This is a genomic window from Methylobacterium sp. 4-46 (genome assembly GCF_000019365.1).
Classification (GTDB): domain Bacteria; phylum Pseudomonadota; class Alphaproteobacteria; order Rhizobiales; family Beijerinckiaceae; genus Methylobacterium.
On the sequence record NC_010511.1, the window covers coordinates 1,908,615 to 1,931,667 of the forward strand.

Consider the following 23,053-nt stretch of genomic DNA (forward strand, 5'->3'; position numbering starts at 1 on the left):
GACGCCCTCCCGCCCGGCGGCGGGAGGGCGTGTCACGGCACGCCGCGGTTCGACCTCAGGCCGCGCGCAGTGCCGGCATCGTCGGGCGCGGCGTCTCGCTCCTCGCCGCATCGACGATCATCGCGATCTCGCGGATGGTCTGCGCCGCGATGAGATCCGATGGCGATAGCGTCAGCTTCTGCTTGGCTGTCGAGAACTCGGCCTCGAGCGTCGCGGTGAACTGGACGACGCTCAGCGACGCGAGGCCACATTCCTGGAGGCTCCACTCCGGCTTGGCCGCCAAGCCCGACGTCCGGCTCACCATGTCGAGGATCGTCGCGAGCGTGTCCCTCTCCGGCCGCCCGGCCGCGCTCTCACCCGTCAGAAGCCGCAGAGACGCGCCGAATCCCCGTCGGATCACGCTCTCGAGAGGTTGGACCAGCTTGCCGAAGATCACCACCAGGCCGACAACATAGAAGTATTCAAACCATTGAACAGGGACCGGCTGTGGACTGAACCAGTAAAACTCCTTCCGATAGCTCCACCAGTTCCACCACTCTCCGTGCCGCGTGAGAGCAAAATACCACTGGCCGACCATTTGATGGAACAGGAAGCAGGCGTAGGCCGTCGGAGCGAGGGTCTGGGAGAGGGGATCGGATCGCAGGATCCGCGCGGTGAGTCCCCGTCCCGTGCTCAGGGCAAAGAGCCAGAGCAAGGTCACGGGAGCCCACACTCTGGAGTTGATCTCGTCCCAGGTCCGATTGACGATGCCGGGATCCATGAAGCTGTCCGCCGCGTCGGGGCGCAGAAAGAAGGTTTCGAGGGACGCGCGCGACAGTTCGGGCCCGTGCGGGATATAGCCCTGCATCACGTGCGCTGCGCTGTACAGGATGATGAGCGCCGTGATCGCGTCAGCGACGTAGCCCCATATTACGGAGTGTCGCTGCTCGTGGGGGCGAACGGCGTCGTACAAGAAAGCGACGCAGATCTCTCCCACAAAGTAGAGCATCCAGAATGGGGCAAACAGATAGAATCCTAGCATGATGAGATTATCTGTCCCAGCCATTTGGATCTGGGATGCGTCCGGGCTGATCTTTGTGCCGGTCGATTGATCGAAGAACGGATAGCCGATGGCGTCGGTCGCGTATCCGTACCAGAAGGCGAGCAGAATGAACAGATTGATCCCAACCACGACGCCTGCAATCAGCAGCAAATGTCGTGTCATTCCCCGTCTGACGTAAAATAGATTGTAAATGAAGGGGAATATGATAAGACATTGAAAATACATCGATATGAACCATAAGTAGAAACCCAGGAACCACGACGCGGTCCACAGGGGTGTCGCCGAGAGCCCCAGGCCGTAGATCAGCAGAGTGGAGGAGAAGTTGGCGATCCAGGAACTCTGCAGCAGCGGCGTGCCTTCGCAGAAGGTCCGGCTGACATCCCCGGATAGGGCGTTCCAGTGGAACACGCTCGAGAAGGTTCCCGGCTGGCAGCTCGGCAGCAGATTGACGACCGCAAGCAGGAGAGCGAGCGCGTAGAGGGGATACATCGCCAATATTCGGGCGCGGACGAACGCGGCCTTCCGCTGGATGGGGGCTGGCATGGACCCCGCCAGCGAGAAGCCCGCGACGACGAAGAAGGCGTGCACATGCCAGGGAAACTGGCGAAGGTTGGCGAAAGCCCCCCACGATTGGTCGGAGCCGATGTGCATGAACATGACGTAGCATGCCAGCAGGAAGCGCAGGCCGGACAGCGTCGACCAATCGACCTTGGGTGCGGCGCCGGTGCGGCTGCTCCCGTCCGATCGTCGGACGCCGCCACCTGCCTCGCTCGTCAAAGGCCGGGCCGGCTCGCTATCCGACACGCCCAACGCATCTGCGAGGCCGTTTCGGATGTATTTCTGGGTTGTCGTTCTCGGAAGTTGATGCTCCTCGACGAGCTTCCATCGGGTGGGATATTTGAACACGGCCAGCGCGTTGCTTCTGAGAAATTCCCGCAATTCCCGGATCGCTTCGGCCTGGGTGATGTTGCCGGGCGCCGAGGAGGCCAGGACCACGGCGCAGCCGACTTCTTCTCCGTAGAGGTCCGATGGAACCGGAAAGCAGACCGCGGTGCCGACCCATGGATGCCGGGACAGGACCGCCTCGACATCGAACGGCGATACTTGCTCTCCGCCCCGCTTGATGAGTTCCTTGATTCGACCTCTCAGAGCGAGCGTTCCGTCCGGGTCCATCTCGCCGAGATCGCCTGTCAGGAGCCAGCTGCGGAGAACGTGATCCTCGTGCGAGCGCAGCAGGAAGCGGGACTGCCGGTTGGCCGGAGGGTTGTCCGAGTAGCCGGCGAACACCGTCGGGCCCGAGATCGCCACCTCTCCGGTGACGCCGAACGGGACGGGACGCAGCGTGGCGGGATCCACCACCGCCATCGAGGCGACGATCGGGACCCCGACGGAGTCGGGCTTCTGCTGCCATCCCTGGCCGGTTCTCGGCGGCTGGCAGATCGGCATCTGCTCGGACATGCTGTAGGTCGCGACCACCTCACAGCCGAACGTCGCTTCCAGCGCGGCGCGATCGGGCTCCTTCAGAGCCGCCGCCCCCGATCGGATGAAGCGAAGATGATGATCCCGCAGCTTGCCGTCCCGGTCGAGGTAAATGGCACGGTTGTCGAGCAGGTACTGGGTCGTCGCGTTGTGGATCATCGGAACGGCGGAGTACCAAGTCGGCTTGGGGTTGGAATGGAGGAGCGCTTCCACCATGCCCCGCGGCGTGTATGCCCCATCGCAGGTGATCGAGGCGCCCACCGCGATGCTGCACAGGACGGAGGCGCTGAGCCCGCCGATGTGATCGAGCGGCATGACGCTGTAAGTCACGTCGCTGGCGGTGATCCCGAGCCCATCGGCCAGAAGGGCCGCATTGAGCACGAGATCCCTCCGGCGGAGAGGAACCAGTTTCGGAACGGACGTGCTGCCCGACGTGCGAAGCAGGATGCACACGGCCTCCGGCGGGTTGGCCAGAACCGGCAGGTGTTCGAATTCGCCGCGAGTCTCGGCGTACCGAAACAGGCCGGGAGATGCGGTCGATGCAACGGCGCGGTGCAGGGTGGCCTTGCCGGCGCGGACGAAGCCGTCGATCGCGGCGGATACGCCCGGCGACGAGACGCCGTCGAAGGTCACGACGTGCGCGACGCCGCACGAGTCGAGAGCTTGGGTCGCATCCGCCTCGCTCATGCTCGGCGTGAGGGGCACGGCACAGGTTTGGGACGCGATCGACAGGAACGCAGCGGCGGCCGTGGCGCTCCCTCCCGGGGGGGCCAAGTAGGCGACGACGTCGCCAGCCCGCACGCCGATGCGGCGAAGGTCGCCGTCCCCTCCGGGCCGGCAGAAATCGAGGAACTGGCCGTACGTCGTGTGCACGGAAGGATCGCTCCCGCGCGCCCAACGCAGGAGAGGGGCCTCGGCAGGACGCGCCGCGAGCGTGCCGGCGATCGTGTCCGGCAAGCCATCCGTGTCGCTCCGCACGGCGGCCACTTGCACGTCGGTCGCGACCGACCGGAAACTGCGTGCGCTCGACATCCTCCAGGCGATCGCCTCGGATCCGTCCGGCTCCCCGGATCCCGTCTCTTCACCCGCGAGGCATCGCCGCACGTTGCCGCAGATCTCGGTGTCGTCGCGCTCGGCGCGACCGATCTCGTGACCGCCCCTCAGATAGAACACGCTCGTGCGCCGCGGATCGGTGGTGAGCGCGAGCGATTCCGACCATGACTTGAGGTCGTCGTTGCGGCCGATGAGGTGAACGCATCGCGTTCCCGAAACGACGGACGGGCCGGCGCCCAACCCGGCACGCATGCGCAGGTCGGGGAACGGGATCGAGGCGCCCGCGCACGCCGCCACCATTCCACGAGCCGGCATTCGCCCCTGAAGCCCGTGCGAGGGGTCTCGACCCGTGCGATCCCGCAAGGCGGAGATCAGCGCATCGTCGTGGGCCAAGCCATTCACCAAACTCGCGATGACCCCGCCTTGGCTGAAACCGTAGATTCCGTCGAACGGCCCATACTCCTCGATCTGCAGAAGGACCGTTTGGACGGCATCGCAGATCGCGCCGAGCAGGACGCGGCCATCGACCGCTCCAGGATGATCCGACGGGAGCCAGGAGTACCAAGGTCCACTGACCAGATCTCCGAGATCCGCGATCCCTGGACCGGCTTCCTCGACCGCAATGGGTCCATTGACGTACAAGATATCGAAATCTGAACTCGTTACTCTTAAATTTTCCAATTGCATTCTGGTGACAGTGCTGTTGCTGCCGTAGCCATGAAGCGCCAGAACGCGCGGTCTGGAGATCGTTTTGCTATTGGAATTTCCCATCTCTGTATTCATTCCATTTCATGGCCCAAGAAGACGGTGGCTCGATGTCCTGGCTCGACGAGAATAAATTTCGTCCAGAAGCCGGACACGCCGGATCCGATTTTGGATCGGCCGTTCCGTGCCGTCTTGAGCCGGTGGAAGTTCATTCCACCTCGGTGAGATCGATCGACATGGTGTCTCCTCCCTTGGGGCACGGGGCGTCCCGTTGCATCGGCACGGCCGGCGATTGAGCAGCGGGACGCAATGCAGGGGCGGCAGTCACCGCCCACGGCGACGAGGCGAGCGTCAGTCCCGCTTGTAGAGGGCCTCGATCGTGCTCGATCCGAGCGCGTGGGCCCGCACCATGTAGCCGGTCAGGGCGCCCGACGCGCCGGCGGGCAGATCCAGCTTCTTGGAGAGCGCGTAGACGGTGAACTGATAGCGGTGAACGCCGTGTCCCCGCGGCGGACAGGCCCCGCCGAACCCGGCAATGCCGTAATCGTTCGTGACGCTGATGCTTCCGGCCGGCGTGAGCCCCTTGCCGGTCTCCCCGATCCCCGCGGCCAAGCTCGTGACCTCCTTGGGGATGTTGACGAGTTGCCAGTGCCACCAGCCGCTGCCCGTCGGAGCGTCGGGATCGTACGCGAAGACGGCGAACGCTTCCGTCTTGGCCGGTGCTCCGCTCCACGACAGATGCGGCGAGCGGTTGCCGCCCGTGCATCCGAAGCCTTGAAACTCCTGAGCGGCGCTCATGAATGTCCCGTCCGAGATGTCGGAGCTGGTCAACTTGAACGACTCCGCCATGGCGGAATTGGAAAACAGTATACACAAGGAGAGAATGAATGCGGCCGGACGATGCGTCATGAGAATCCCCTTCTCTCGACGGCGAGAGCGCCCGCGACGTTAGGGAGTTCCGCCCGGCGGCATGAGTCGGAAAGCGCTCAAACTTTGTGCCGAAACGATCATTGTGCGGCCGGCCCTCCGCCCTCGGCCTCGGCCTCGGCCCCCGCGCGGGCATCCGCCCGCGTCCGGGAACGCCCACGCTTCATCCCGCCGTCATGCGCTGCCGTTACGCAGCGGAAACAATCGATCGGCGGCAACCCGGCACGGGCGCATCGGCCATCCGGGCAGGCCGGCAACGACAACGGGGGTTCGCATGGCCAATTACACGCTCCAGCTCCTGCACATGTCGGACGGCGAGGGCTCGACCCTCTCGACCCAGACCGCCCCGGTGATGGGCGCGCTGATCGACCGCTTCGACGGCCAGTACGCCAACACGCTGGTGCTCGCCGGGGGCGACAATTACATCCCCGGCCCGTTCCTCACCGCGGGCGCCGACCCCGCGCTGAACCGCGTCGTCGGCGCCACGGCCCTCGGCCGGCCCGACGTCGCGATCTACAACGCCTACGGGGTCAAGGCCTCGGCCATCGGCAACCACGAATTCGATCTCGGCTCGCAGACCGTCGCGGACGCGATCACGCCCTCGGGCGCCTGGGGCGGCGCGCGCTTCCCCTATCTCTCGGCCAATCTCGACTTCTCGGGCGACGCGGCCCTGCGCGGCCGGGCGACCGCGGGCGGGCAACCCTCCTCGGCGATCGCCGGCCGCATCGCGCCCTCGACCATCGTCACCGTCAACGGCGAGCGCATCGGCGTCGTCGGCGCCACGACCCAGCTCCTGGAGCGGATCTCCTCGCCGACCGGCACGGAGGTGAACGGATTCCCCAAGGCGGGCGAGCCCGGCGACAACCTCGTCGAGCGCGACGACATGGCGCTGCTGGCGAGCCAGCTCCAGCCGGCCATCGACGCGCTCGTCGCCCAGGGCGTCAACAAGATCGTCCTCCAGAGCCACCTCCAGCTCCTCTCGAACGAGCAGGCCCTGGCGCCGCTCCTGCGCGGGGTCGACATCATCCTGGCGGCGGGCTCGCATACCCGCCTCGGCGACGCGACCGACGTGCAGGCCGCCTTCCCGGGCCACGACGCCACCTCCGCCGGTCCCTACCCGATCGTCACCGCGGGGGCGGACGGCGCCCCGACCATGATCGTCGCCACCGACAGCGAATCGACCTATCTCGGCCGCCTCGTGGTCGATTTCGACGAGAACGGCCGCATCGTCCCGGGCAGCCTCAACCCGGCGGTGAGCGGCACCTACGCGGCGACCCAGGCGACCCTGCAGGCCGCCTACGGCGCCGACATCGCCCGGGCCTTCGCGCCCGGCTCGATCGGCGCCCGGGTGAGGGAGGTCACCGACGCGGTCGGCCAGGTGATCAGCACCAAGGAGCGCAACGTCTACGGCTTCACGGGCGTCTACCTGGAGGGCGACCGGGCCTTCGGGCGCGCCCAGGAGACCAATCTCGGCGACCTCTCGGCGGATGCCAACGCCGCCGCGGCGGCCCGCGCCGTCGCCAGCCAGCCCTACCTCGTCTCCCTGAAGAACGGCGGCGGCATCCTCGCCTCGATCGGCGCGGTGAGCGGGGGCAGCGGCAACGACCCGAATGCCGGCGCCAAGCTGCCGCCCCTGGCCAATGCCGAGGCCGGCAAGCCCGCCGGCGGCGTCTCGCAGCTCGACGTCGAGAACGCCCTGCGCTTCGACAACAAGCTGATGGTGTTCGACACCACCGCCCAGGGCCTCAAGAACATCCTCGAATACGGGGCCGGACTCGCGCCGGGCAACGGCGGCTATCCGCAGATCGGCGGCGTCAAGTTCTCCTACGACCCGTCGCAGCCGGCCGGGTCGAAGGTGCGCAGCATCGCGCTGACCGACGAGGCCGGCACGGTGATCGCCAAGGTGGTGGAGAACGGCGCCGTTTTACCGAACGCCCCCGCCCGCATCAGCGTCGTCTCACTGAACTTCACGGCAAATGGTGGCGACGGCTATCCGACCAAGCAGAACGGCGACAATTTCCGCTACCTGCTCGGCGACGGCCGCCTGTCGGCGCCGGTCGACAAGTCCCTCGACTTCACGGCGCCGGCCAACGTGCCGGCGAACGTGGTCGGCGAGCAGGCCGCCTTCGCGCAGTACATGCAGGCGCGCTACGGCACGGCGGACAAGCCCTACGGCGCGGTCGACACCGCGTCCTCGGAGGATCTGCGCATCCAGAACCTGAGCGTCCGCGCCGACACGGTGTTCAATTCCGGCCGTTTCGGCACCGGCGGCGGCGACAGCCTCGCGGGCACGGCCGGCACCGACGAGATCTTCGGCTATGCCGGCAATGACACCCTGGCCGGCGGTCAGGGGAACGATTCCATGCTGGGCGGGGACGGGAGCGACCTCGTCTCGGGCCAGGACGGGGACGATGCGGTCCTGGGCGGGGCGGGCAACGACTTCGTGTCGGGCGGTGCCGGAAATGACAGCGTCAATGGCGAGGCCGGCGACGACCTCGTCTTCGGCGACGAGGGCGACGACATCGTCGACGGCGGCGCGGGCAACGACCGCGTCTACGGCGGCACCGGCGCCGACCGGGTTTTCGGCTCGGCCGGCAGCGACCTCGTGTTCGGCGAGCAGGGCAACGACTTCGTCGGGGCCGGCGAGGGCAACGACTTCGCGTCGGGCGGGGCCGGCAACGACGAGGTCCACGGCGAATCCGGCGACGATTACGTATTCGGCGACGAGGGCGACGACCAGCTCTTCGGCGGCGAGGGCCGCGACAGCCTCTATGGCGGGCTGGGCAGCGACGTCCTCGACGGGGATGCGGGCGACGACCTCCTGGCGGGCGAGCAGGGCGACGACGTGCTCATGGGCGGGGCGGGGAACGACTACCTGTCGGGCGGCCTGGGCAGCGACCAGCTCTTCGGCGGGGACGGGGCCGACCTTCTGTTCGGCAACGCGGGCAACGACTCGCTGTCGGGCGGGCGGGGCTCGGACATCTTCGCGTACGGGCGCGGGGACGGCCAGGACGTGATCCGGGACTTCACGGTGGGCGGGTCGGAGCGGGACGTGATCGCCTTCAACGGCGGGGTGTTCACGTCCTTCGCGGCCGTGCAGGCGGCGACCCAGCAGCTGGGGGCGGACGCGGTGATCACGGTGGGGGCGGGTGACAGCCTGACCCTGCAGAACGTCCAGGTCGCCAGCCTCTCCGCCCAGACCTTCACCTTCGCCTGAGGCCGCCGCCGGTTCCTCATCCGAGGAACCGGCGGCGCGCCCGGGCGGTTGGGGCGGGATGCCGGATCCCCATCCCCCGCTCCCGCAGATCGTCGCGAAGGCGGAGCCGAGCCTCGCCGATCCGCGGGCTGAGGCGTTCTACGCCGAGGCGCTGGGTCAGCTCGCCGCCTCGGGGCTCCCCTTCCTGCTCGCGGGCACCTACGCGGTCAGCGCCCATACGGGCATCGCGCGGCGGACCAAGGATCTCGACGTCTTCTGCATGCCGGGCGACGCGCCGCGGATCCTCGCCCGTTGCCAGGATCTCGGCTACCGCGTCGCCATCGAGGACGAGCGCTGGCTCGGCAAGGTCTTCGAGGGCGACCTCTTCTTCGACGTCATCCACGCCTCGCCGAGCGGGGCGACGCCGGTCACGCGGGCGTGGTTCGACCACGCGAGCACGATCGACCTCTTCGGCCAGCGCCTCGCCATCATCGGCCCGACCGAGCTCGTCTGGTCGAAGAGCTTCATCCAGCTCCGCCACCGCTTCGACGGGGCCGACGTGGCCCACACCATCCTGCGGGCGCACGACGCCATCGATTGGCACCGCCTGCTCGGCTACATGGAGATGCACTGGGAGCTGCTCCTCACCCACCTGCTGATGTTCCGCTGGATCTACCCGACGGAGCGCGACGCGGTCCCGGCCTGGCTCCTCGACGAGCTGCTCGACCGCCTCGACAAGCAGCGCCGCCTGCCGCCGCCGCAGATGAAGATCTGCCGCGGGCGGATGCTGTCGCGGGTCGATTACGCGATCGACGTGGGCGAGTGGGGCTTCGCCGATCTCGGCGGCGAGGGGGCGTGGCGGGACGGCATCACGGAGGAGACGCATGGCTGACCGCGCGGGGCCGCTGCGGGTCGCGGCGATCGGCGACCTGCACGTGAAGGAGGGGGCGGCGGCCCCCTACCGGGATCTCTTCGCCGAGATCTCCCGGGCCGCCGACGTGCTGGTGCTGGCGGGCGACCTCACCGATCTCGGCCTCGCCGCCGAGGCCGAGATCCTGGCCGAGGACCTGCGCGCCTGCGCGATCCCGGTGGTCGGGGTGCTCGGCAATCACGACCACGAAGCGGGCGCGCCCGAGGAGGTCTGCCGCATCCTGCGCCAGACCGGGATGCGGCTCCTCGACGGCCAGTCGGTCGAGATCGAGGGCGTGGGCTTCGTCGGGGTCAAGGGCTTCGTGGGCGGCTTCGGGCGCTTCACGCTCGGGGCCTTCGGCGAGGCCTCGATCAAGGGCCTCGTCGCCGAGAGCCAGCGGGAGGCGATGCGCCTGGAGAACGCCATGCGGCAGGTGGCGAGCCGCCGCGCCATGGTGGTGCTGCACTACGCGCCGGTCGCCGCCACCGTGCAGGGCGAGCCGCCCGAGATCTTCCCGTTCCTCGGCTCGTCGCGGCTCGCCGAGACGATCGACCGCTTCCCGGTCGGCGCCGTGGTGCACGGCCACGCCCATCGGGGCACCCATGAGGGCCGCACGCCGGGCGGGGTGCCGGTCTACAACGTGGCGATGCAGATCCCGAAGCCGAACGGGCGGCCCTACGCGCTGCTCGACCTCTGATACGCGTTCCGGACGCTCACATCCGGACAGCGGATGACGAGCCCGCGCGGCGCCTGAGCGACGCCGACATCCGCATGGCGACGCAATCCGTCGGATGTCGGACGATCAGCGCCCCCGCGCCGGCCGGGTCGAGGCGAGGAGCATCAGCCCGGCCGCGCCCATCACCGCCCCGACCGTGCTGAGCGCCCGCGCCGAGGGCAGGCCCTTGCGGGCGCGCCAGCCGCCGCTGGTCCGCGGCTGCTCGGGCCGCGGCGCGCGGATCGCCCCGTGCGTGACGGGCGCCGGGCGCGCCCGGTCGAGGGCGGCGTGGATCGCCATGCCCATCAGGTGCTCGGTCGGCCCGGGGGCGAGGGCGTAGGCGGCCTGGGCGAGGCGGGCGGGCCAGCCGACCGCGACCTCGTCGTGCGGGTGGCGCGCGAGGTGCACGAAGGTCTCGGCGACGTCCTCGGGCGCGTAGACCAGCGGCCCGGTATCGATGCGCCGCCCCGAGACGTTGGCCCCGTGCTCCAGGCCGGGCGTGTCGACCATGGCGGGGAAGACCGAGCAGACGTGGATCCCCGGGTGGCGGCGCAGCTCCTGGCGCAGGCTCGCCGTGAAGCCGCGCAGCCCGAACTTGCTCGCCGTGTAGGCCGCCGCGAAGGGCGCGGGGGCCCAGCCGCCGAGGGAGATGGTGGTGATGAGCGTGCCGCGGCCCTGGCGCAGGAAGTAGGGCAGGGCGGCGTAGGCGCCGTAGACTCCGCCGAGGAGGTTGATCTCGATCGTGCGGCGGTGGAGGTCGAGGGGCGCGTCCTGGAACGGGCCGAAAACGCCGGTGCCCGCGTTGTTGATCCAGACGTCGAGGCGCCCGAAGGACTCGTGCGCCGCGCGGGCGAGGCGCTCGACCGCCTCCGGGTCGGTGACGTCGGTGGGCACCGCCACGGCCTCGCCGCCGCGATCCCGGCACTCCCGTGCCAGCTCCTCCAGCGCCTCGCGGCGCCGGCTGGCGAGGGCGAGGCGGGCGCCGCGGCCCGCGAAGGCGAGGGAGGCCGCGCGCCCGATGCCGCTCGAGGCGCCGGTGATCACCACCGTGGCGTGGCGCAGGTCGGTCATGCGGGCCTCCGGGTCGGGGGGTGTCGCCACGCAACCCCCGGCCGGAGCCGATGTTCCGCCGGGCCGCTCAGGTCCGCGTGACGAGATCCGCCGGCAGGTCGCGGCCGTGGAACTTGCGGAAGAGCGCGGTCAGGCGCCCGCTCGCCATGTTGCTGCGCACCCAGTCGTTGAGCCAGTCCTTGAGCCGGTCCTCGCCCTGCGGCAGGGCGATGCCGAGGTTGAGCTCGCTCTGCACGAACTTGGTCTCGAAGGGCCGGTCGGCGCGCTTCTCGTTCATCACCGCCACCACCGCCTCCTGGGTCGAGACGAGGTCGACCTGGCCCGACACCGCCGCGGTGATCAGCGTGGCGTCGTCCTCGAAGCGGACGATCTCGGCGCCCTTGGCGTTCTGGGTCACCAGCATGTCGTTCACGGTGGCCCGGGTCACGCCGATGCGCTTGCCGACGATGTCCGGGTAGCCCTTCACGGCGAGGGCCGGCACGCCGGCCACCACGATGTTGAGGGTGGCGTAGGGCACCGTGAAGTCGATGACCTTCTTGCGCTCGGGCGTGACCGCGAGGCTCGCCACCAGGATGTCGGCCTTGCGGGTCTGGATGGTCGGGACGCGCGCCGCGTTGGTGATCTGGATCAGGTCGAGGTCGGCGCCGAGGTCCTGGGCGATCAGCTTGGCGGTCTCGACGTCGGAGCCGGTGGGCTGGAGGTTCTGGTCGATGAAGGCGAAGCGCGGGATGCCGATCGCCACCGCGATGCGGATCCGCTTCGCCTTGCGGACGGCGTCGAGGCTGTCGGCGCGGACCAGCGAGGTCGAGGCGGAGAGGCAGGCGGCGGCGAGGGCGAGGGCCGCGCCGCGGCGGGTCAGGTCGGTCATGGGTGTTCCTCCTTGGTGGTTCGTTCGGGCCCGCCCCGGCGGGGCGGGACGCCCGTCCCGCTCGACGCGAGACGCGTCGGGGGCGTGCGGGTCGGGTGCGGATGTCGGCTTCGCGCACGCGCCGCGCAGGCTTGTGATGCGCTGTCGGGACGTGATCGCCCGGACAGCGCATCACAGCTCGGAGGCCAGGAAATCCTGCAGCTCCGGCGTCTGCGGCGCGGTCAGCATCGTGCCGGGGCCGGTCTCCCAGACCCTGCCCGTGTGCATGAAGATCACCCGGTCGGCGACGCGGCGGGCGAAGCCCATCTCGTGCGTGACGCAGATCATCGTCATGCCGCCCTTGGCCAGCGCCTCCATCACCTTCAGCACCTCGCCGGTGAGGCGCGGGTCGAGGGCGGAGGTGACCTCGTCGAACAGCATCACCTTGGGCTGCATGGCGAGCGAGCGGGCGATCGCCACGCGCTGCTGCTGCCCGCCCGAGAGCTGCTCCGGATAGGCGGCGAGCTTGTCCGAGAGCCCGACCCGCGCCAGCGCCTCCGCGGCGAGGGCCCGCGCCTCCCGCACCGGCGTGCCCTTCACCCGCCGGGGGGCGAGCGTGATGTTCTCCTCCACCGTCAGGTGCGGGAACAGGTTGTAGCTCTGGAAGACCATCCCGACCTCCCGGCGCAGGGCCCGCAGGTCCAGGTGCGGGTCGTCGACCCGGCGGCCGCAGACCTCGATCGCCCCGGACTGGATCGCCTCCAGTCGATTGATGCAGCGCAGCGCCGTGCTCTTGCCCGAGCCGCTCGGGCCGATGACGGCGACGACCTCGCCCGCCGCCACCTCGAAGCTCACGCCCTTCAGCACCGCGATTGTGCCGAAGCTCTTGTGCACGTCACGCAGGCTGACGACGGCCGACATGGAGTTTCCTTTCGAGCCTGCGGCTCCAGCGCGACAGCGGGTAGCAGAGGGCGAAGTACAGGGCGCCCGCCAGCCCGAAGACAAGGAAAGGCTGGAAGATCGAGTTGTTGATGAGCTGGCTCGCCCGGGTCAGCTCGACGAAGCCGACCACCGAGGCGAGCGAGGTGCTCTTGAGCACCTGCACGAAGAACCCGACGGTGGGCGGCACCGCGATGCGGGCGGCCTGGGGCAGGATCACGTCCACGAGCGCCTGCCAGCGCGACAGGGCGAGGCACTCGGCCGCCTCACCCTGCGTGCGCGGCACCGCCTCGACGCAGCCCCGCCAGATCTCGCCCAGGAAGGCGCTGCAATAGACCATCAGCGAGATCGCCGCGGCGACCAGGGGCGACAGCTCCACCCCGATCACGCCGAGCCCGAAATAGACGCAGAACAGCAGGATCAGCAGCGGCAGGCCCTGGATCACCTGCACGTACGCGAAGGCGAGGCGGCGCACCCAGCGGGCGCGGGCGATGCGCAGGAGCATCACCCCGAATCCCGCGAGGCTGCCCAGCAGGAAGGCGAGGGCCGTCAGCACGACCGTCCAGCCGACGCCCTCCAGCAGGAAGACGAGGTGGTTGAGGGAGAAGCCGCCCATCCGCATCCCCTACAGGGCCGTGCCGAGCCGGCGCCGGCGCGGGAACAGGATCTGGGCCAGCGCGTGGAAGGCGAGCTTCAGGAGCAGCGCCAGCAGCAGGTAGAGCACCGCCACCACCAAGTAGGTCTCGAAGCTGCGGAAGGTGATCGACGTGATGTTGTTGGCCACCGCGGTCAGTTCCTCGGCGGAGATCTGCGAGGTGACCGAGGAGGCGAGCATCATCAGCACGAACTGGCTGGTGAGCGCCGGGTAGACCCGCTCCAGGGCCGGGCGCAGGATGATGTCGCGGTAGATCTGGGCCCGGGTCAGCCCGAGCGCCTCGGCGGCCTCGACCTGGCCGGGCGGGATCGTGTCCATCCCCGCCCGGACGATCTCGCCCGTATAGGCCCCGACATTGACCACCAGGGTGAGGATCGCGGCGGTCAGGACCGGCAGGCGCAGGCCGGCGCTGGCGAGGCCGAAATACAGGAAGAAGACCTGGATCAGGTAGGGGGTGTTGCGGACCGTCTCCACGTAGCCGCCGCAGAGCCGCGACAGCCACGCCCGGGGGCTGCGCCGCCCGACGGCGCAGAGGATGCCGATGAGCAGGCCGAGCACCGTCGCGACGGCCGTCATCTCAAGGGTGGTGAGCGCCCCCATCAGGAAGTCGGGCCAGTACTCGGCGAGGGCCTCGAAGTCGAAGCGGTAGCGCATCCCCTGCTCCTCAGCGCGCGAGCCAGCCGCCGTCGACCGGCAGCAGGATGCCGTGCACGTAATCCGCCGCCCGCGAGGCGAGGAAGACCGCCGCGCCGCCGAGATCCCGCGGCTCGCCCCAGCGCGCGGCCGGGATGCGGGCGAGGATCTGGCCGTTGCGCTCCGGGTCGGCCCGCAGCGGCGCCGTGTTGCTGGTGGCGAAGTAGCCGGGGGCGATCGCGTTGACGTTGATGCCGAGCGGCGCCCACTCATTCGCCATCAGGCGGGTGAGCCCGGCGAGCCCGCTCTTGGCCGCCGTGTAGGAGGCGATGCGGATGCCGCCCTGGAACGACATCATCGAGGCGACGTGGATGATCTTGCCGCCCTGGCCGTCGTCGCGCATGCGGCGGGCGAAGCCCTGCGACAGGAAGAACACCGCCTTCAGGTTCACGTCGAGGACCGCGTCCCACTCCTCCTGCGTGAAGTCGAGGGCGGCGGCGCGCCGGATCGTGCCGGCATTGTTGACCAGGATGTCGACCCGGCCCTCCTCGCTCGCCTCCGCGACGATGCGGGGGACGGGATCGAGGCTGGCGAGGTCGGCCCGGACGACCCCGACGCTTCGGCCCGTCGCCGCGATCGCCTCGCGCGTCTCGCCCATGTCCGAGCGGCCGACCGCCACGATGTCGGCGCCGGCCGCGGCGAGCGCGACCGCGATGCCCTGGCCGAGGCCGGTATTGGCGCCGGTCACCACGGCCCGGCGGCCGGTGAGGTCGAAGGGATGCGTCATGCGATGCGTCATGCGATGCGTCACGGCCCGTCCCCTCAGCGCAGGTCGTCCATCGCGACCATGTCCATGTCCGTGTAATCCTGGTTGTCGCCGCCCATCGCCCAGATGAAGGCGTAGTGGCTGGTGCCGACCCCCGAATGGATCGACCAGCCCGGCGACAGGATCGCCTGCCCGTCCGCCACCACGAGGTGGCGGGTCTCGTGCGGCTCGCCCATCAGGTGGAAGACCCGCGCCTCGGCCGCGAGGTCGAAGTAGAGGTAGACCTCGGAGCGCCGGTCATGCGTGTGGCACGGCATGGTGTTCCAGGTGCTGCCGGGTTCGAGCTGGGTCAGGCCCATCACGAGCTGGCAGGACTCGCAGAGGCCCGGCAGGATGTACTGGCGGATCGTGCGCCGGTTGCTGGTCGCCTGGTCGCCGACCTGCATCGTGCGGGCGCGGTCCTGGGGGATGAGCGCGGTCGGATGCGGGGCGTGGGCCGGGGTGCTGACGAGGTAGAACTTCGCCGGACGCGCCGGGTCGAGGCTCTCGAACGCGACCTCGCCCGCGCCGCGTCCGACGTAGAGGGCGTCGCGCGGGCCGACCTCGTGGCCGCGGCCGCCGACGCGCACCAGGCCGGGGCCGCCGACATTGATCGTGCCGAGTTCGCGCCGGGCCAGGAACGACTCGGTGCCGAGCGCCCGCGGCGCCGGGAGGGGGAGGGGGCTCGCCCCGGGCATCGCGCCGCCGACCACGAGCCGGTCGATGTGGCTGTAGGTCAGCCGCACCTCGCCCACGGTGAAGAGCCGCTCGATCAGGAAGTGGCGGCGCAGGGTCTCGGTATCGAAGCCGCGCACCGCCTCCGGGTGGGCGACCTGGCGGATCTCGATCGCGGCGTCGGAGGGCGTCGTGGGGAGGGTCATGCAGGCTCCGCGGAATCCGGGGGCGTCGCGCCGGCGGACATGTCGAAGAAGTCGGGGTTGAGCCCGGCGATGCCGCCGAGATCGGCGAGCAGGCCGTCGAGATGCGCGCTCATGGCGGCGCCGGCCCGGGCGGGATCGCGGTCCCGGATCGCGTCGCGCACGGCCGCGTGCTCGTCGAGGACGCGGGCGAGGCGCCCCGGCTGCGGCAGGGTGAGGCGGCGGAAGCGGTCGACCTGGATCTTCACCTGCTGCGTCAGCCGCCACAGGCCCGGATAGCCGGCGGCCTGGGCGATCGCGGCGTGGAATTCCTCGTCGCGCTGGTGGAAGGTCTCGCGGTCCTCGGCCGCCGCCGCCTCGGTCATGGTGATCATCAGCCGGTCGAGGGCGGCGAGGTCGGGCGCGCGGGCCTGCTCGGCGGCGAGCCGCGCGCTCGCCTCCTCCAGCGCCCGGCGGATCACGATCACCTCGGGCAGGTCGCGATAGGGGATGCGGGCCACGTAGGTGCCCGCCTGCGGGAAGATCTCGACCAGGCCCTCGTCGGCGAGGCGCAGCACCGCCTCGTGGACCGGCGTGCGGCTCACGCCGTAGCGGGCGGCGATCGCCTTCTCGTTGATCGGCTGGCCCGGCAGCAGGGAGAGCGACGCGATGGCGGCACGCAGGTCCTGGCGGATCACCGCGGCGGCCGAGGGCGCGCGGGCCGGGCGCGGGGCGCTCGGCAAGCGGTTGCGCGCCTTGCGCAGCGGTGAGGTCGGATCGCGCGGCATCAGCTCCATCCCTCGCCCGCCGCCGCTTGCCGCGCCGGTCCCGGAGGGCTCCCTGGGACCGGACCTTAAACTGATATATTAGATTTGCAAGCCCGCCGGAGCGGCTCCGTTCCCCGGTTTCGCGTGCCCCGGTCAGGACGCGGCGACGTCGTCCGGGGTGAAGGACAGGGCGGTGAGCAGCGTGACGGCGAGCCGCCCGCCCGCCACGCCCGGGTCGGCGGCCAGGAGGGACTCGGCCTCCTCCCGGCTGGCGACGTCGATGAGGCCGAAGCCGAGCACCTCGGCGCCGTCCAGGAGCGCGGTCACGTGGGTGAGCGGGCCGTCGCGCAGGAGCGTGGTCATGGCGCGGGCGTGCTCCCATTGCAGCGGCGCCGTCGCGGGGTCGTCGTAGCGGGGGCCGCGGGTGATCAGGAAGGCGAGGCCCGGGGCCCGGCCCCGCAGCAGCCCCTGCAGGGCCGCGTCCGTGACCGGGCCCTCGCGGCGGGGCGCGACGGGGGAATGCAGCCCGAGGCGGTTGCCCTCCGGGTCGCGGAAGATCACCACCTCGCCCGCCTCCCCGGACAGGACCGTTCTGGGGGTGAGGATCGTGCCGCCGAGCGGGGCGACCCGCCGCGCCGCGGCGTCGAGGCGGCCGCCGGCGTCGAGGTAGATCAGCGCCCCGTCCGACGATGGCGCGTAGCCCGCGCCCTGCACCAGGGCGCCGCGGTTGCGGCGGTCCCGGGTCGGGACCATCGCGCAGGTCAGGGGCCCGCAGGAGAATTCGACCAGGCGCGTCTCCAGCAGGCCCTCGTAGAAGGCGCGGGCGCGGGCCATGTCGGCGACGGGGATCTCGATCCAGTTCGAGAGGTGGTTCATCGCGGCGTCCTCGTGGGAAACGCCGGGATCATGCCGGGGCGCCGGCCTCAGGGATTGGACGTTTGGGAAGCGGGGCCGCCCTCGGGCGCCCGGTAGAAGATCTGCCCGAACTCGTTGCCGAGTTCGGCGAAGCGGCCCGGCGCGATCCCGGCGAAGCGCCGGAACTGCCGGATGAAGTGCGACTGGTCGCAGAAGCGGTCGAGGGCGTCGTCGCGCAGGCGCTCCGCCGAGCCGTGCCGGCTGAAGGCCCGGTAGAGCTGCTCGAAGGCGAGCACGCTGCCGAGGCGCTTGGGCGCGAGGCCGACATCGCGCCGGAACACCGCCGCGAGGTGGCGCCGCGAGTAGCCCGTCCGGGCCTCCAGGGTGGCGACGTCCATGCGGTAGCCGCTCGCCGCCATCAGGCGCAGCGCCTCGTCGGCGAGGCCCGGCCCGCGCCGGTCCGTGGCGAGGCAGCGCGCGACCAGGAAGGCGCGCAGGACGCGGGCGGCCTCCTCGGCGCTCGCCGCCTCGGCGAGCCGGCGCCTCAGCCGGTCGCCGCTCCGCCCGAGCACGTTGCCGACCGGCTCGATCGCCTGCGTGAGCTCGCCGAGCGGCAGGGTGAGGAAGCGGGACAGGCCGGCCGGCGTGAACTCGACGCCGATCGACACGGTGGGGACCGGCGCGGAGGAGATCACGGTCGGGGCGTCCCACTGGCCGATCAGGACCGCGTCGCCCTCCGCGTGGCAGCGGCGCCGCCCGCCGCCCTCGGCGGTCAGGCCGTTGCGCCAGGGCACGATCAGCTTGGCGCGCCCGTTCGGCACCACCACGCGCAGGTCCGAGGCCGGCAGCCCGCAGGGGCTCTCGAAGATCCACATCTGGTGGATCCACGGGCGGATCGGGGCGGGCAGGGCCAGGATCGTCAGGCGCAAGGCGGCCGGTCTCCCCGCCGCGGCGGGGCGCGGCACCGCCGCAGCTTACCCCGGGTTCGCGACGGGCGCGTTGACGGCGGCCGGGCCGGGCGCCGGAGGCGCGAGGGCCGCGCGCGCTTGGCCGCGCGCGGTCCTCTCACGTCTTCAGCCGGTACCCCGTGCGGAACATCACGGTCACGAGGCCGAGGCAGATCCCCAGGAAGGCCAGCGCCATCGCGAGGCTCACCCCCAGGCTGACGTCGCCGTGGCCGTAGAAGCTCCAGCGGAAGCCGCTGATCAGGTACACGACCGGGTTGACGAGGCTGAGCGCCCGCCAGAACGGCGGCAGCATCTCGATCGAGTAGAAGCTGCCGCCCAGGAAGGTCAGCGGCGTGACGATGAGGAGCGGCACCAGCTGCAGCTTCTCGAACCCGTCCGCCCACAGCCCGATCACGAAGCCGAACAGGCTGAAGGTGAAGGCGGTGAGGAGCAGGAACAGCACCATGACGAGCGGGTGGTCGATGCGGATCGGCACGAACAGGGAGGCGGTCGCCAGGATGATGAGGCCGAGCAGGATCGACTTCGAGGCCGCCGCCCCGACATAGCCGGCGACGATCTCGATCGGCGAGATCGGCGCCGAGAGGATCTCGTAGATGGTGCCGGAGAAGCGCGGGAAGTAGATGCCGAAGGAGGCGTTGGCGATGCTCTGCGTCAGCAGCGTGAGCATGATCAGCCCCGGCACGATGAAGGCGCCGTAGGGCACGCCCTCGATCACGGTCAGCCGCGAGCCGATCGCCGCGCCGAAGACCACGAAGTAGAGCGAGGTCGAGATCACCGGGGCGACGATGCTCTGCAGCAGCGTGCGGCGGGTGCGGGCCATCTCGAAACCGTAGATGGCGCGGATCGCGGGCCAGTTCATGCGGGATCCTTGACGAGGCCGACGAAGATGTCCTCGAGCGAGCTCTGGCGGGTCTCGAGGTCGCGGAAGCGGATGCCGGCGGCGCGCAGGTCGGTGAGGAGCGCCGTGATGCCGGTGCGCTCGCCCTGGCTGTCATACGTGTAGGTGAGCGCGCAGCCGTCCTCCGAGAGGTCGAGGCGGTGGTCCGAGAGCGTGTCCGGCAGCGCGGGCAGGCGGGTCTGCAGGTGCAGGATCAGCTGCTTGCGCCCGAGCTTGCGCATCAGCTCGGCCTTCTCCTCGACCAGGATGATCTCGCCGCGGCGGATCACCCCGACCCGGTCGGCCATCTCCTCGGCCTCCTCGATGTAGTGGGTGGTCAGGATGACGGTGACGCCCTGGTCGCGCAGCCGCCGCACGAGGCGCCACATGTCCTGGCGCAGCGCCACGTCCACCCCGGCGGTGGGCTCGTCGAGGAACAGCACCTGCGGCTCGTGCGCCAGCGCCTTGGCGATCAGCACCCGCCGCTTCATGCCCCCCGAGAGCGTCATGATGCGGTTGTCGCGCTTCTCCCAGAGGGAGAGGTCCCTCAGCACCCGCTCGACATGGGCGGGGTCGGGCGGCAGGCCGAACAGGCCGCGGCTGAAGCTCACCGTCGCCCAGACCGTCTCGAAGGCGTCGGTGGTGAGTTCCTGCGGCACGAGGCCGATCATCCGGCGGGCCTCGCGGTAGGAGGCGAGGATGTCGTGGCCGCCCACGGTCACGCGCCCCTCCGTGGGGCTGACGATGCCGCAGACGATGCCGATCAGCGTCGTCTTGCCGGCGCCGTTCGGCCCGAGCAGCGCGAAGATCTCGCCGCGGCCGATGTCGAGGGTGATGGAGCGCAGGGCCTGGAAGCCGGAGGCGTAGACCTTCGACAGGTTGGCGATGGAGATGATCGGCGACATCGCGCTCCGGCGGTTCTCCTGTGGCGGGCGCGATCTAGCACATCGCCTCGCGGCGGGCATGGCCGGGCGGGAGGCGGATCACAGGTGGATCACCCCGCGCCGCGCCGCGTGCGCCACCGCGTCCGTGCGGCCCGTCGCGTCGAGCTTGTCGAGGAGCGAGCCGACGTGGAACTTCGCCGTGTGGACCGAGATGCCGAGCCGCCGGGCGATGGCCTTGTTCGAGGCGCCCTCGGCGAGGAGGCCGAGCACCTCGATCTCCCGCGGCGTCAGCCCGGGATCGGGTGCCGGGCCGTTGCCGGGCGGCAGCGTCACCACCGCGTCCGCCGCCTCGCCCGGCCGCGCCAGGCGCAGGCCCGGCACGTCCGCCAGCAGGGCGACCAGCCGGTCCGCGAGGTCCGGCTGCGCCACGGCGAGGGCGAGGACGACCTCGCTCACGGCCTCTCGCCGATCGTGAGGGCGACGTCGAGCGGCGCGCCGCCGCGGCGCAGAGCCAGGGTCACGACGCTGCCGACGCTGCCCGGGCCGAGCGCCCCCTGCAGCGCCGAGAGGCCGCGCAAAGGCTCGCCGTTCCAGGCCGTGACGACGTCGCCCTGGCGCAGGTCCGCCCGCGCGCCCGGCCCGTCCGGCTCGACCTGCATCACCATCAGCCCGACGCTGCGGTCCTCCAGCCGCACCGGCTGCAGGCCGAGGCCGAGATAGCCGAGCGGGATGCGCCCGCGGGATTCGAGCAGCGGCGCGACCCGCCCGATCGTCGCGGCCGGGATGACCAGGGCGCGGCGGCGCGGGCCGAACACCACCATGCCGATCGCCCGGCCCGCGGGATCGAGGGCGAGCCCGCCCTCGCCCGAGCGGCGCAGCCCGAGATCGAGGTCGATCCGCACGTCGATCTCGCCCCCGCGCAGGCTGCGCCAGGCCGGCCCCACCCGCGAGACGAGGCCGAGCGCCACCGTGGGCGCGCCCTCCGCCGCCCCGACCGCCACGGCGAGCTGGCCCGTCACCACCGGCACCGGGTCGAGGGCCGCCGCCGGCAGGTCCGTGCGGGGGATGCGCAGGAGCGCGACGTCGGTCGAGGGATCGCGGCCGAGGAGCGTGGCGGCGAGCGGCGCGCCGTCGCCCGCCCGCACGGCGATCTCGCCCTCCTCGGCGAGCGCCTCGTCGGCCGTGACGACGAGGCCCGGCTTCCAGACGAAGCCGCTGGCGCGGTGGCGGTGGGACTGGACCGAGACGACGCTCGGCGCGGCGCGGGCGGCGAGCGCCGCGAGATCCTGCGAGAAGGCCTGGAGGGCGGTGGGCGTGTCGGTCATGGCGGGGCTCCCGTCGGGCCCCGAATGTGAGGGCGCGGCGCGCGCGCGGCACCTGCCCGGGTGGGCAGGCCCCGTCCCGGCGCGCCAGGGGCTCGGCGGCCGGCTCAGCCGCTGAACAGCGAGGTGAGCTGCTGGCCGCCGCGGTTGATCGTCACCTCCCAGGCCGAGAGGCTGTTGCGGGTGATGCGGTCGAGGTCCCTGGTGCTGGCGACCGAGGCCCCGTTCACCGCCACGATCACGTCGCCCTTCTGCAGCCCGGCCCGGGCCGCGATGCTGCCGCCGTCGACCTCGGCGATCACCACCCCGTCCGCCGGGAGGTCGAGCTGCAGCTCCTCGGCGACGGCCGGCGAGAGGTTGACCGCCGTCGCCCCCAGGAAGGGCGAGCGGGTGCGGATCTTGAGCGTGTCGCGCGGGCGCGTCTCGGGCGCCGGGGCGAGGCGCACCGGCAGCGTGATGCGGTTCGACCCGCGCAGCACCGCGAGCTTCGTCTCGCCGCTGATGCCCTTGAGGGCGAAGCGGTAGCCGAAGGCCTCCGGGTCGTCGACCGGCTGGCCGTCCACGCTCAGGATCACGTCGCCGCGCTTGAGGCCGGATTCCTCCGCCGGACTCTTGCCCAGCATGCCGGCCACCAGCACCCCGGTCGGGTGGTCGAGGCCGACGCTGTCGGCGATGTCGGGCGTCACGTTCTGCAGCCGCGCCCCGAGCCAGGGCCGGCGCACGATCCGCCCGCCGCCCCGCGCCGTCTCCACCACCGCCCGCACCATGCTGGCGGGGATGGCGAAGCCGATGCCGTGGCTGCCGCCCGATTGCGAGAAGATCGCCGTGTTGATGCCGACCAGCGCGCCCGACAGGTCGACCAGGGCGCCCCCCGAATTGCCCGGGTTGATGGCCGCGTCCGTCTGGATGAAGAACTGGTAATCGGCCGAGCCCACCTGCGTGCGGGCGAGGGCCGAGACGATGCCCTGCGTCACCGTCTGGCCGACCCCGAAGGGGTTGCCGATGGCGATCACGAAGTCGCCGACCTGCAGCGCCTCGGAATCGCCGAACTCCATCGCGGCGATCCCGCCCGGCGCCTTGATGCGCAGGACCGCGAGGTCGGTGCGGGGGTCGCGCAGCACGATCTCGGCCGGGAATTCCCGCCGGTCGGTCAGCGCCACCTTCACCTCGTTCATGTTCTCGACGACGTGGTTGTTGGTGACGATCAGCCCGGAGGCGTCGACGATCACGCCCGAGCCCAGCGAGCGCTGCGCCCGCTCCTGCGTGCCGCCGGGGCCGGATTCCCCGAAGAAGCGGCGCAGGAACTCGTCCATGGCGTTGCGGTTGGCCGAGCGCTTCTCGACGTGGGCGCCGTAGACGTTGACCACCGAGGGCGCCGCCTTGCGCACGATCGGCGCGAAGGAGAGCTGCACCTGCGCGCGGCTCTCGGGCAGGGCGCGGGTCGGCGGGGCGGGGTCGGCCAGGGCCGCGGCGGGGCCGAGGGCGAGCGCGGCGACCAGGGCAAGGCGCATCGGACAGCGCATCGGGCAGGGCTCCGGGACAGGAT

Annotated in this window: 20 protein-coding genes; 3 read left to right on the top strand and 17 right to left on the bottom strand. The window is 70.9% G+C overall.

Annotation, left to right across the window (positions count from 1 at the left end; translation table 11 throughout):
* Positions 1–55 precede the first annotated feature (55 nt).
* On the bottom strand, positions 56–4,357 hold the full coding sequence (locus M446_RS08005) for an AMP-binding protein (protein ID WP_012331603.1): 4,302 nt from the start codon (positions 4,355–4,357) through the stop codon (positions 56–58).
* A 273-nt stretch (positions 4,358–4,630) separates the two neighbouring features.
* Complete coding sequence (locus tag M446_RS08010; RefSeq protein ID WP_012331604.1) at positions 4,631–5,188, bottom strand: YbhB/YbcL family Raf kinase inhibitor-like protein; 558 nt, start codon at positions 5,186–5,188, stop codon at positions 4,631–4,633.
* Positions 5,189–5,480: 292 nt separating this feature from the next.
* Between M446_RS08010 and M446_RS08015 the strand changes: the two genes are divergently transcribed.
* The 3 genes from M446_RS08015 to M446_RS08025 are packed head-to-tail and all read left to right on the top strand — an operon-like array spanning position 5,481 to position 10,009.
* The gene (locus M446_RS08015; RefSeq protein WP_012331605.1) at positions 5,481–8,423 is read left to right on the top strand and encodes a 5'-nucleotidase C-terminal domain-containing protein; all 2,943 of its coding nucleotides are present in this window, start codon (positions 5,481–5,483) and stop codon (positions 8,421–8,423) included.
* Between the two features lie 58 nt (positions 8,424–8,481).
* Complete coding sequence (locus M446_RS08020; protein WP_012331606.1) at positions 8,482–9,294, top strand: hypothetical protein; 813 nt, start codon at positions 8,482–8,484, stop codon at positions 9,292–9,294.
* Positions 9,287–10,009: a metallophosphoesterase family protein gene (locus M446_RS08025; protein WP_012331607.1), complete on the top strand. Its 723-nt coding sequence runs from the start codon at positions 9,287–9,289 to the stop codon at positions 10,007–10,009. The genes M446_RS08020 and M446_RS08025 overlap by 8 nt, the downstream gene beginning before the upstream one ends.
* Positions 10,010–10,114: 105 nt before the next feature.
* Here M446_RS08025 and M446_RS08030 read toward each other — a convergent pair whose 3' ends face one another.
* The 15 genes from M446_RS08030 to M446_RS08100 all read right to left on the bottom strand — a co-directional run bounded on the left by M446_RS08030 (position 10,115) and on the right by M446_RS08100 (position 23,030).
* Positions 10,115–11,098 carry an SDR family oxidoreductase gene (locus M446_RS08030; RefSeq protein WP_012331608.1) on the bottom strand — a complete coding sequence of 328 codons (984 nt, stop codon included), beginning with the start codon at positions 11,096–11,098 and terminating at the stop codon, positions 10,115–10,117.
* Between the two features lie 67 nt (positions 11,099–11,165).
* Positions 11,166–11,966: a transporter substrate-binding domain-containing protein gene (locus M446_RS08035; RefSeq protein WP_012331609.1), complete on the bottom strand. Its 801-nt coding sequence runs from the start codon at positions 11,964–11,966 to the stop codon at positions 11,166–11,168.
* A gap of 171 nt (positions 11,967–12,137) precedes the next feature.
* Positions 12,138–12,866, bottom strand: a complete 729-nt coding sequence (locus tag M446_RS08040) for an amino acid ABC transporter ATP-binding protein (RefSeq protein WP_012331610.1) — start codon at positions 12,864–12,866, stop codon at positions 12,138–12,140.
* Positions 12,841–13,500 carry an amino acid ABC transporter permease gene (locus tag M446_RS08045; protein WP_012331611.1) on the bottom strand — a complete coding sequence of 220 codons (660 nt, stop codon included), beginning with the start codon at positions 13,498–13,500 and terminating at the stop codon, positions 12,841–12,843. Before M446_RS08045 ends, M446_RS08040 begins: the two co-directional genes overlap by 26 nt.
* Positions 13,501–13,509: 9 nt before the next feature.
* Complete coding sequence (locus M446_RS08050) at positions 13,510–14,193, bottom strand: amino acid ABC transporter permease (protein ID WP_012331612.1); 684 nt, start codon at positions 14,191–14,193, stop codon at positions 13,510–13,512.
* A gap of 10 nt (positions 14,194–14,203) precedes the next feature.
* Positions 14,204–14,959: a 2-dehydro-3-deoxy-D-gluconate 5-dehydrogenase KduD gene (kduD, locus tag M446_RS08055; RefSeq protein ID WP_012331613.1), complete on the bottom strand. Its 756-nt coding sequence runs from the start codon at positions 14,957–14,959 to the stop codon at positions 14,204–14,206.
* A 35-nt stretch (positions 14,960–14,994) separates the two neighbouring features.
* Positions 14,995–15,858, bottom strand: a complete 864-nt coding sequence (gene kduI, locus M446_RS08060; RefSeq protein WP_012331614.1) for a 5-dehydro-4-deoxy-D-glucuronate isomerase — start codon at positions 15,856–15,858, stop codon at positions 14,995–14,997.
* On the bottom strand, positions 15,855–16,622 hold the full coding sequence (locus M446_RS08065; protein ID WP_012331615.1) for a GntR family transcriptional regulator: 768 nt from the start codon (positions 16,620–16,622) through the stop codon (positions 15,855–15,857). Before M446_RS08065 ends, kduI begins: the two co-directional genes overlap by 4 nt.
* Positions 16,623–16,754: 132 nt before the next feature.
* A complete protein-coding gene (locus tag M446_RS08070) occupies positions 16,755–17,477 on the bottom strand; it encodes a VOC family protein (RefSeq protein WP_012331616.1) in 723 nt (240 codons plus the stop codon).
* A 47-nt stretch (positions 17,478–17,524) separates the two neighbouring features.
* Complete coding sequence (locus M446_RS08075; protein WP_012331617.1) at positions 17,525–18,385, bottom strand: helix-turn-helix domain-containing protein; 861 nt, start codon at positions 18,383–18,385, stop codon at positions 17,525–17,527.
* 136 nt (positions 18,386–18,521) lie between these two features.
* Positions 18,522–19,283 carry an ABC transporter permease gene (locus tag M446_RS08080; RefSeq protein WP_012331618.1) on the bottom strand — a complete coding sequence of 254 codons (762 nt, stop codon included), beginning with the start codon at positions 19,281–19,283 and terminating at the stop codon, positions 18,522–18,524.
* Entirely contained in the window at positions 19,280–20,206 is a 927-nt protein-coding gene (locus M446_RS08085; protein ID WP_012331619.1) for an ABC transporter ATP-binding protein, read from the bottom strand. Before M446_RS08085 ends, M446_RS08080 begins: the two co-directional genes overlap by 4 nt.
* A 78-nt stretch (positions 20,207–20,284) precedes the next feature.
* A complete protein-coding gene (locus M446_RS08090) occupies positions 20,285–20,641 on the bottom strand; it encodes a response regulator transcription factor (protein ID WP_012331620.1) in 357 nt (118 codons plus the stop codon).
* Entirely contained in the window at positions 20,638–21,510 is an 873-nt protein-coding gene (locus tag M446_RS08095) for a S1C family serine protease (RefSeq protein WP_012331621.1), read from the bottom strand. Before M446_RS08095 ends, M446_RS08090 begins: the two co-directional genes overlap by 4 nt.
* A 104-nt stretch (positions 21,511–21,614) precedes the next feature.
* Entirely contained in the window at positions 21,615–23,030 is a 1,416-nt protein-coding gene (locus tag M446_RS08100; RefSeq protein WP_012331622.1) for a DegQ family serine endoprotease, read from the bottom strand.
* Between the last annotated feature and the right edge of the window lie 23 nt (positions 23,031–23,053).

Excerpts from the sequence above, each read along its gene's own strand:
- M446_RS08095 (WP_012331621.1), bottom strand. The coding sequence starts at position 21,510 with ATGACCGACACGCCCACCGCCCTCCAGGCCTTCTCGCAGGATCTCGCG.
- M446_RS08070 (WP_012331616.1), bottom strand. The coding sequence starts at position 17,477 with ATGAACCACCTCTCGAACTGGATCGAGATCCCCGTCGCCGACATGGCC.
- M446_RS08100 (WP_012331622.1), bottom strand. The coding sequence starts at position 23,030 with ATGCGCTGTCCGATGCGCCTTGCCCTGGTCGCCGCGCTCGCCCTCGGC.
- M446_RS08035 (WP_012331609.1), bottom strand. The coding sequence starts at position 11,966 with ATGACCGACCTGACCCGCCGCGGCGCGGCCCTCGCCCTCGCCGCCGCC.
- M446_RS08015 (WP_012331605.1), top strand. The coding sequence starts at position 5,481 with ATGGCCAATTACACGCTCCAGCTCCTGCACATGTCGGACGGCGAGGGC.
- kduI (WP_012331614.1), bottom strand. The coding sequence starts at position 15,858 with ATGACCCTCCCCACGACGCCCTCCGACGCCGCGATCGAGATCCGCCAG.
- M446_RS08005 (WP_012331603.1), bottom strand. The coding sequence starts at position 4,357 with ATGAATACAGAGATGGGAAATTCCAATAGCAAAACGATCTCCAGACCG.
- M446_RS08050 (WP_012331612.1), bottom strand. The coding sequence starts at position 14,193 with ATGCGCTACCGCTTCGACTTCGAGGCCCTCGCCGAGTACTGGCCCGAC.
- M446_RS08040 (WP_012331610.1), bottom strand. The coding sequence starts at position 12,866 with ATGTCGGCCGTCGTCAGCCTGCGTGACGTGCACAAGAGCTTCGGCACA.
- M446_RS08025 (WP_012331607.1), top strand. The coding sequence starts at position 9,287 with ATGGCTGACCGCGCGGGGCCGCTGCGGGTCGCGGCGATCGGCGACCTG.
- kduD (WP_012331613.1), bottom strand. The coding sequence starts at position 14,959 with ATGACGCATCCCTTCGACCTCACCGGCCGCCGGGCCGTGGTGACCGGC.
- M446_RS08010 (WP_012331604.1), bottom strand. The coding sequence starts at position 5,188 with ATGACGCATCGTCCGGCCGCATTCATTCTCTCCTTGTGTATACTGTTT.
- M446_RS08045 (WP_012331611.1), bottom strand. The coding sequence starts at position 13,500 with ATGGGCGGCTTCTCCCTCAACCACCTCGTCTTCCTGCTGGAGGGCGTC.
- M446_RS08065 (WP_012331615.1), bottom strand. The coding sequence starts at position 16,622 with ATGCCGCGCGATCCGACCTCACCGCTGCGCAAGGCGCGCAACCGCTTG.
- M446_RS08030 (WP_012331608.1), bottom strand. The coding sequence starts at position 11,098 with ATGACCGACCTGCGCCACGCCACGGTGGTGATCACCGGCGCCTCGAGC.
- M446_RS08080 (WP_012331618.1), bottom strand. The coding sequence starts at position 19,283 with ATGAACTGGCCCGCGATCCGCGCCATCTACGGTTTCGAGATGGCCCGC.
- M446_RS08020 (WP_012331606.1), top strand. The coding sequence starts at position 8,482 with ATGCCGGATCCCCATCCCCCGCTCCCGCAGATCGTCGCGAAGGCGGAG.
- M446_RS08085 (WP_012331619.1), bottom strand. The coding sequence starts at position 20,206 with ATGTCGCCGATCATCTCCATCGCCAACCTGTCGAAGGTCTACGCCTCC.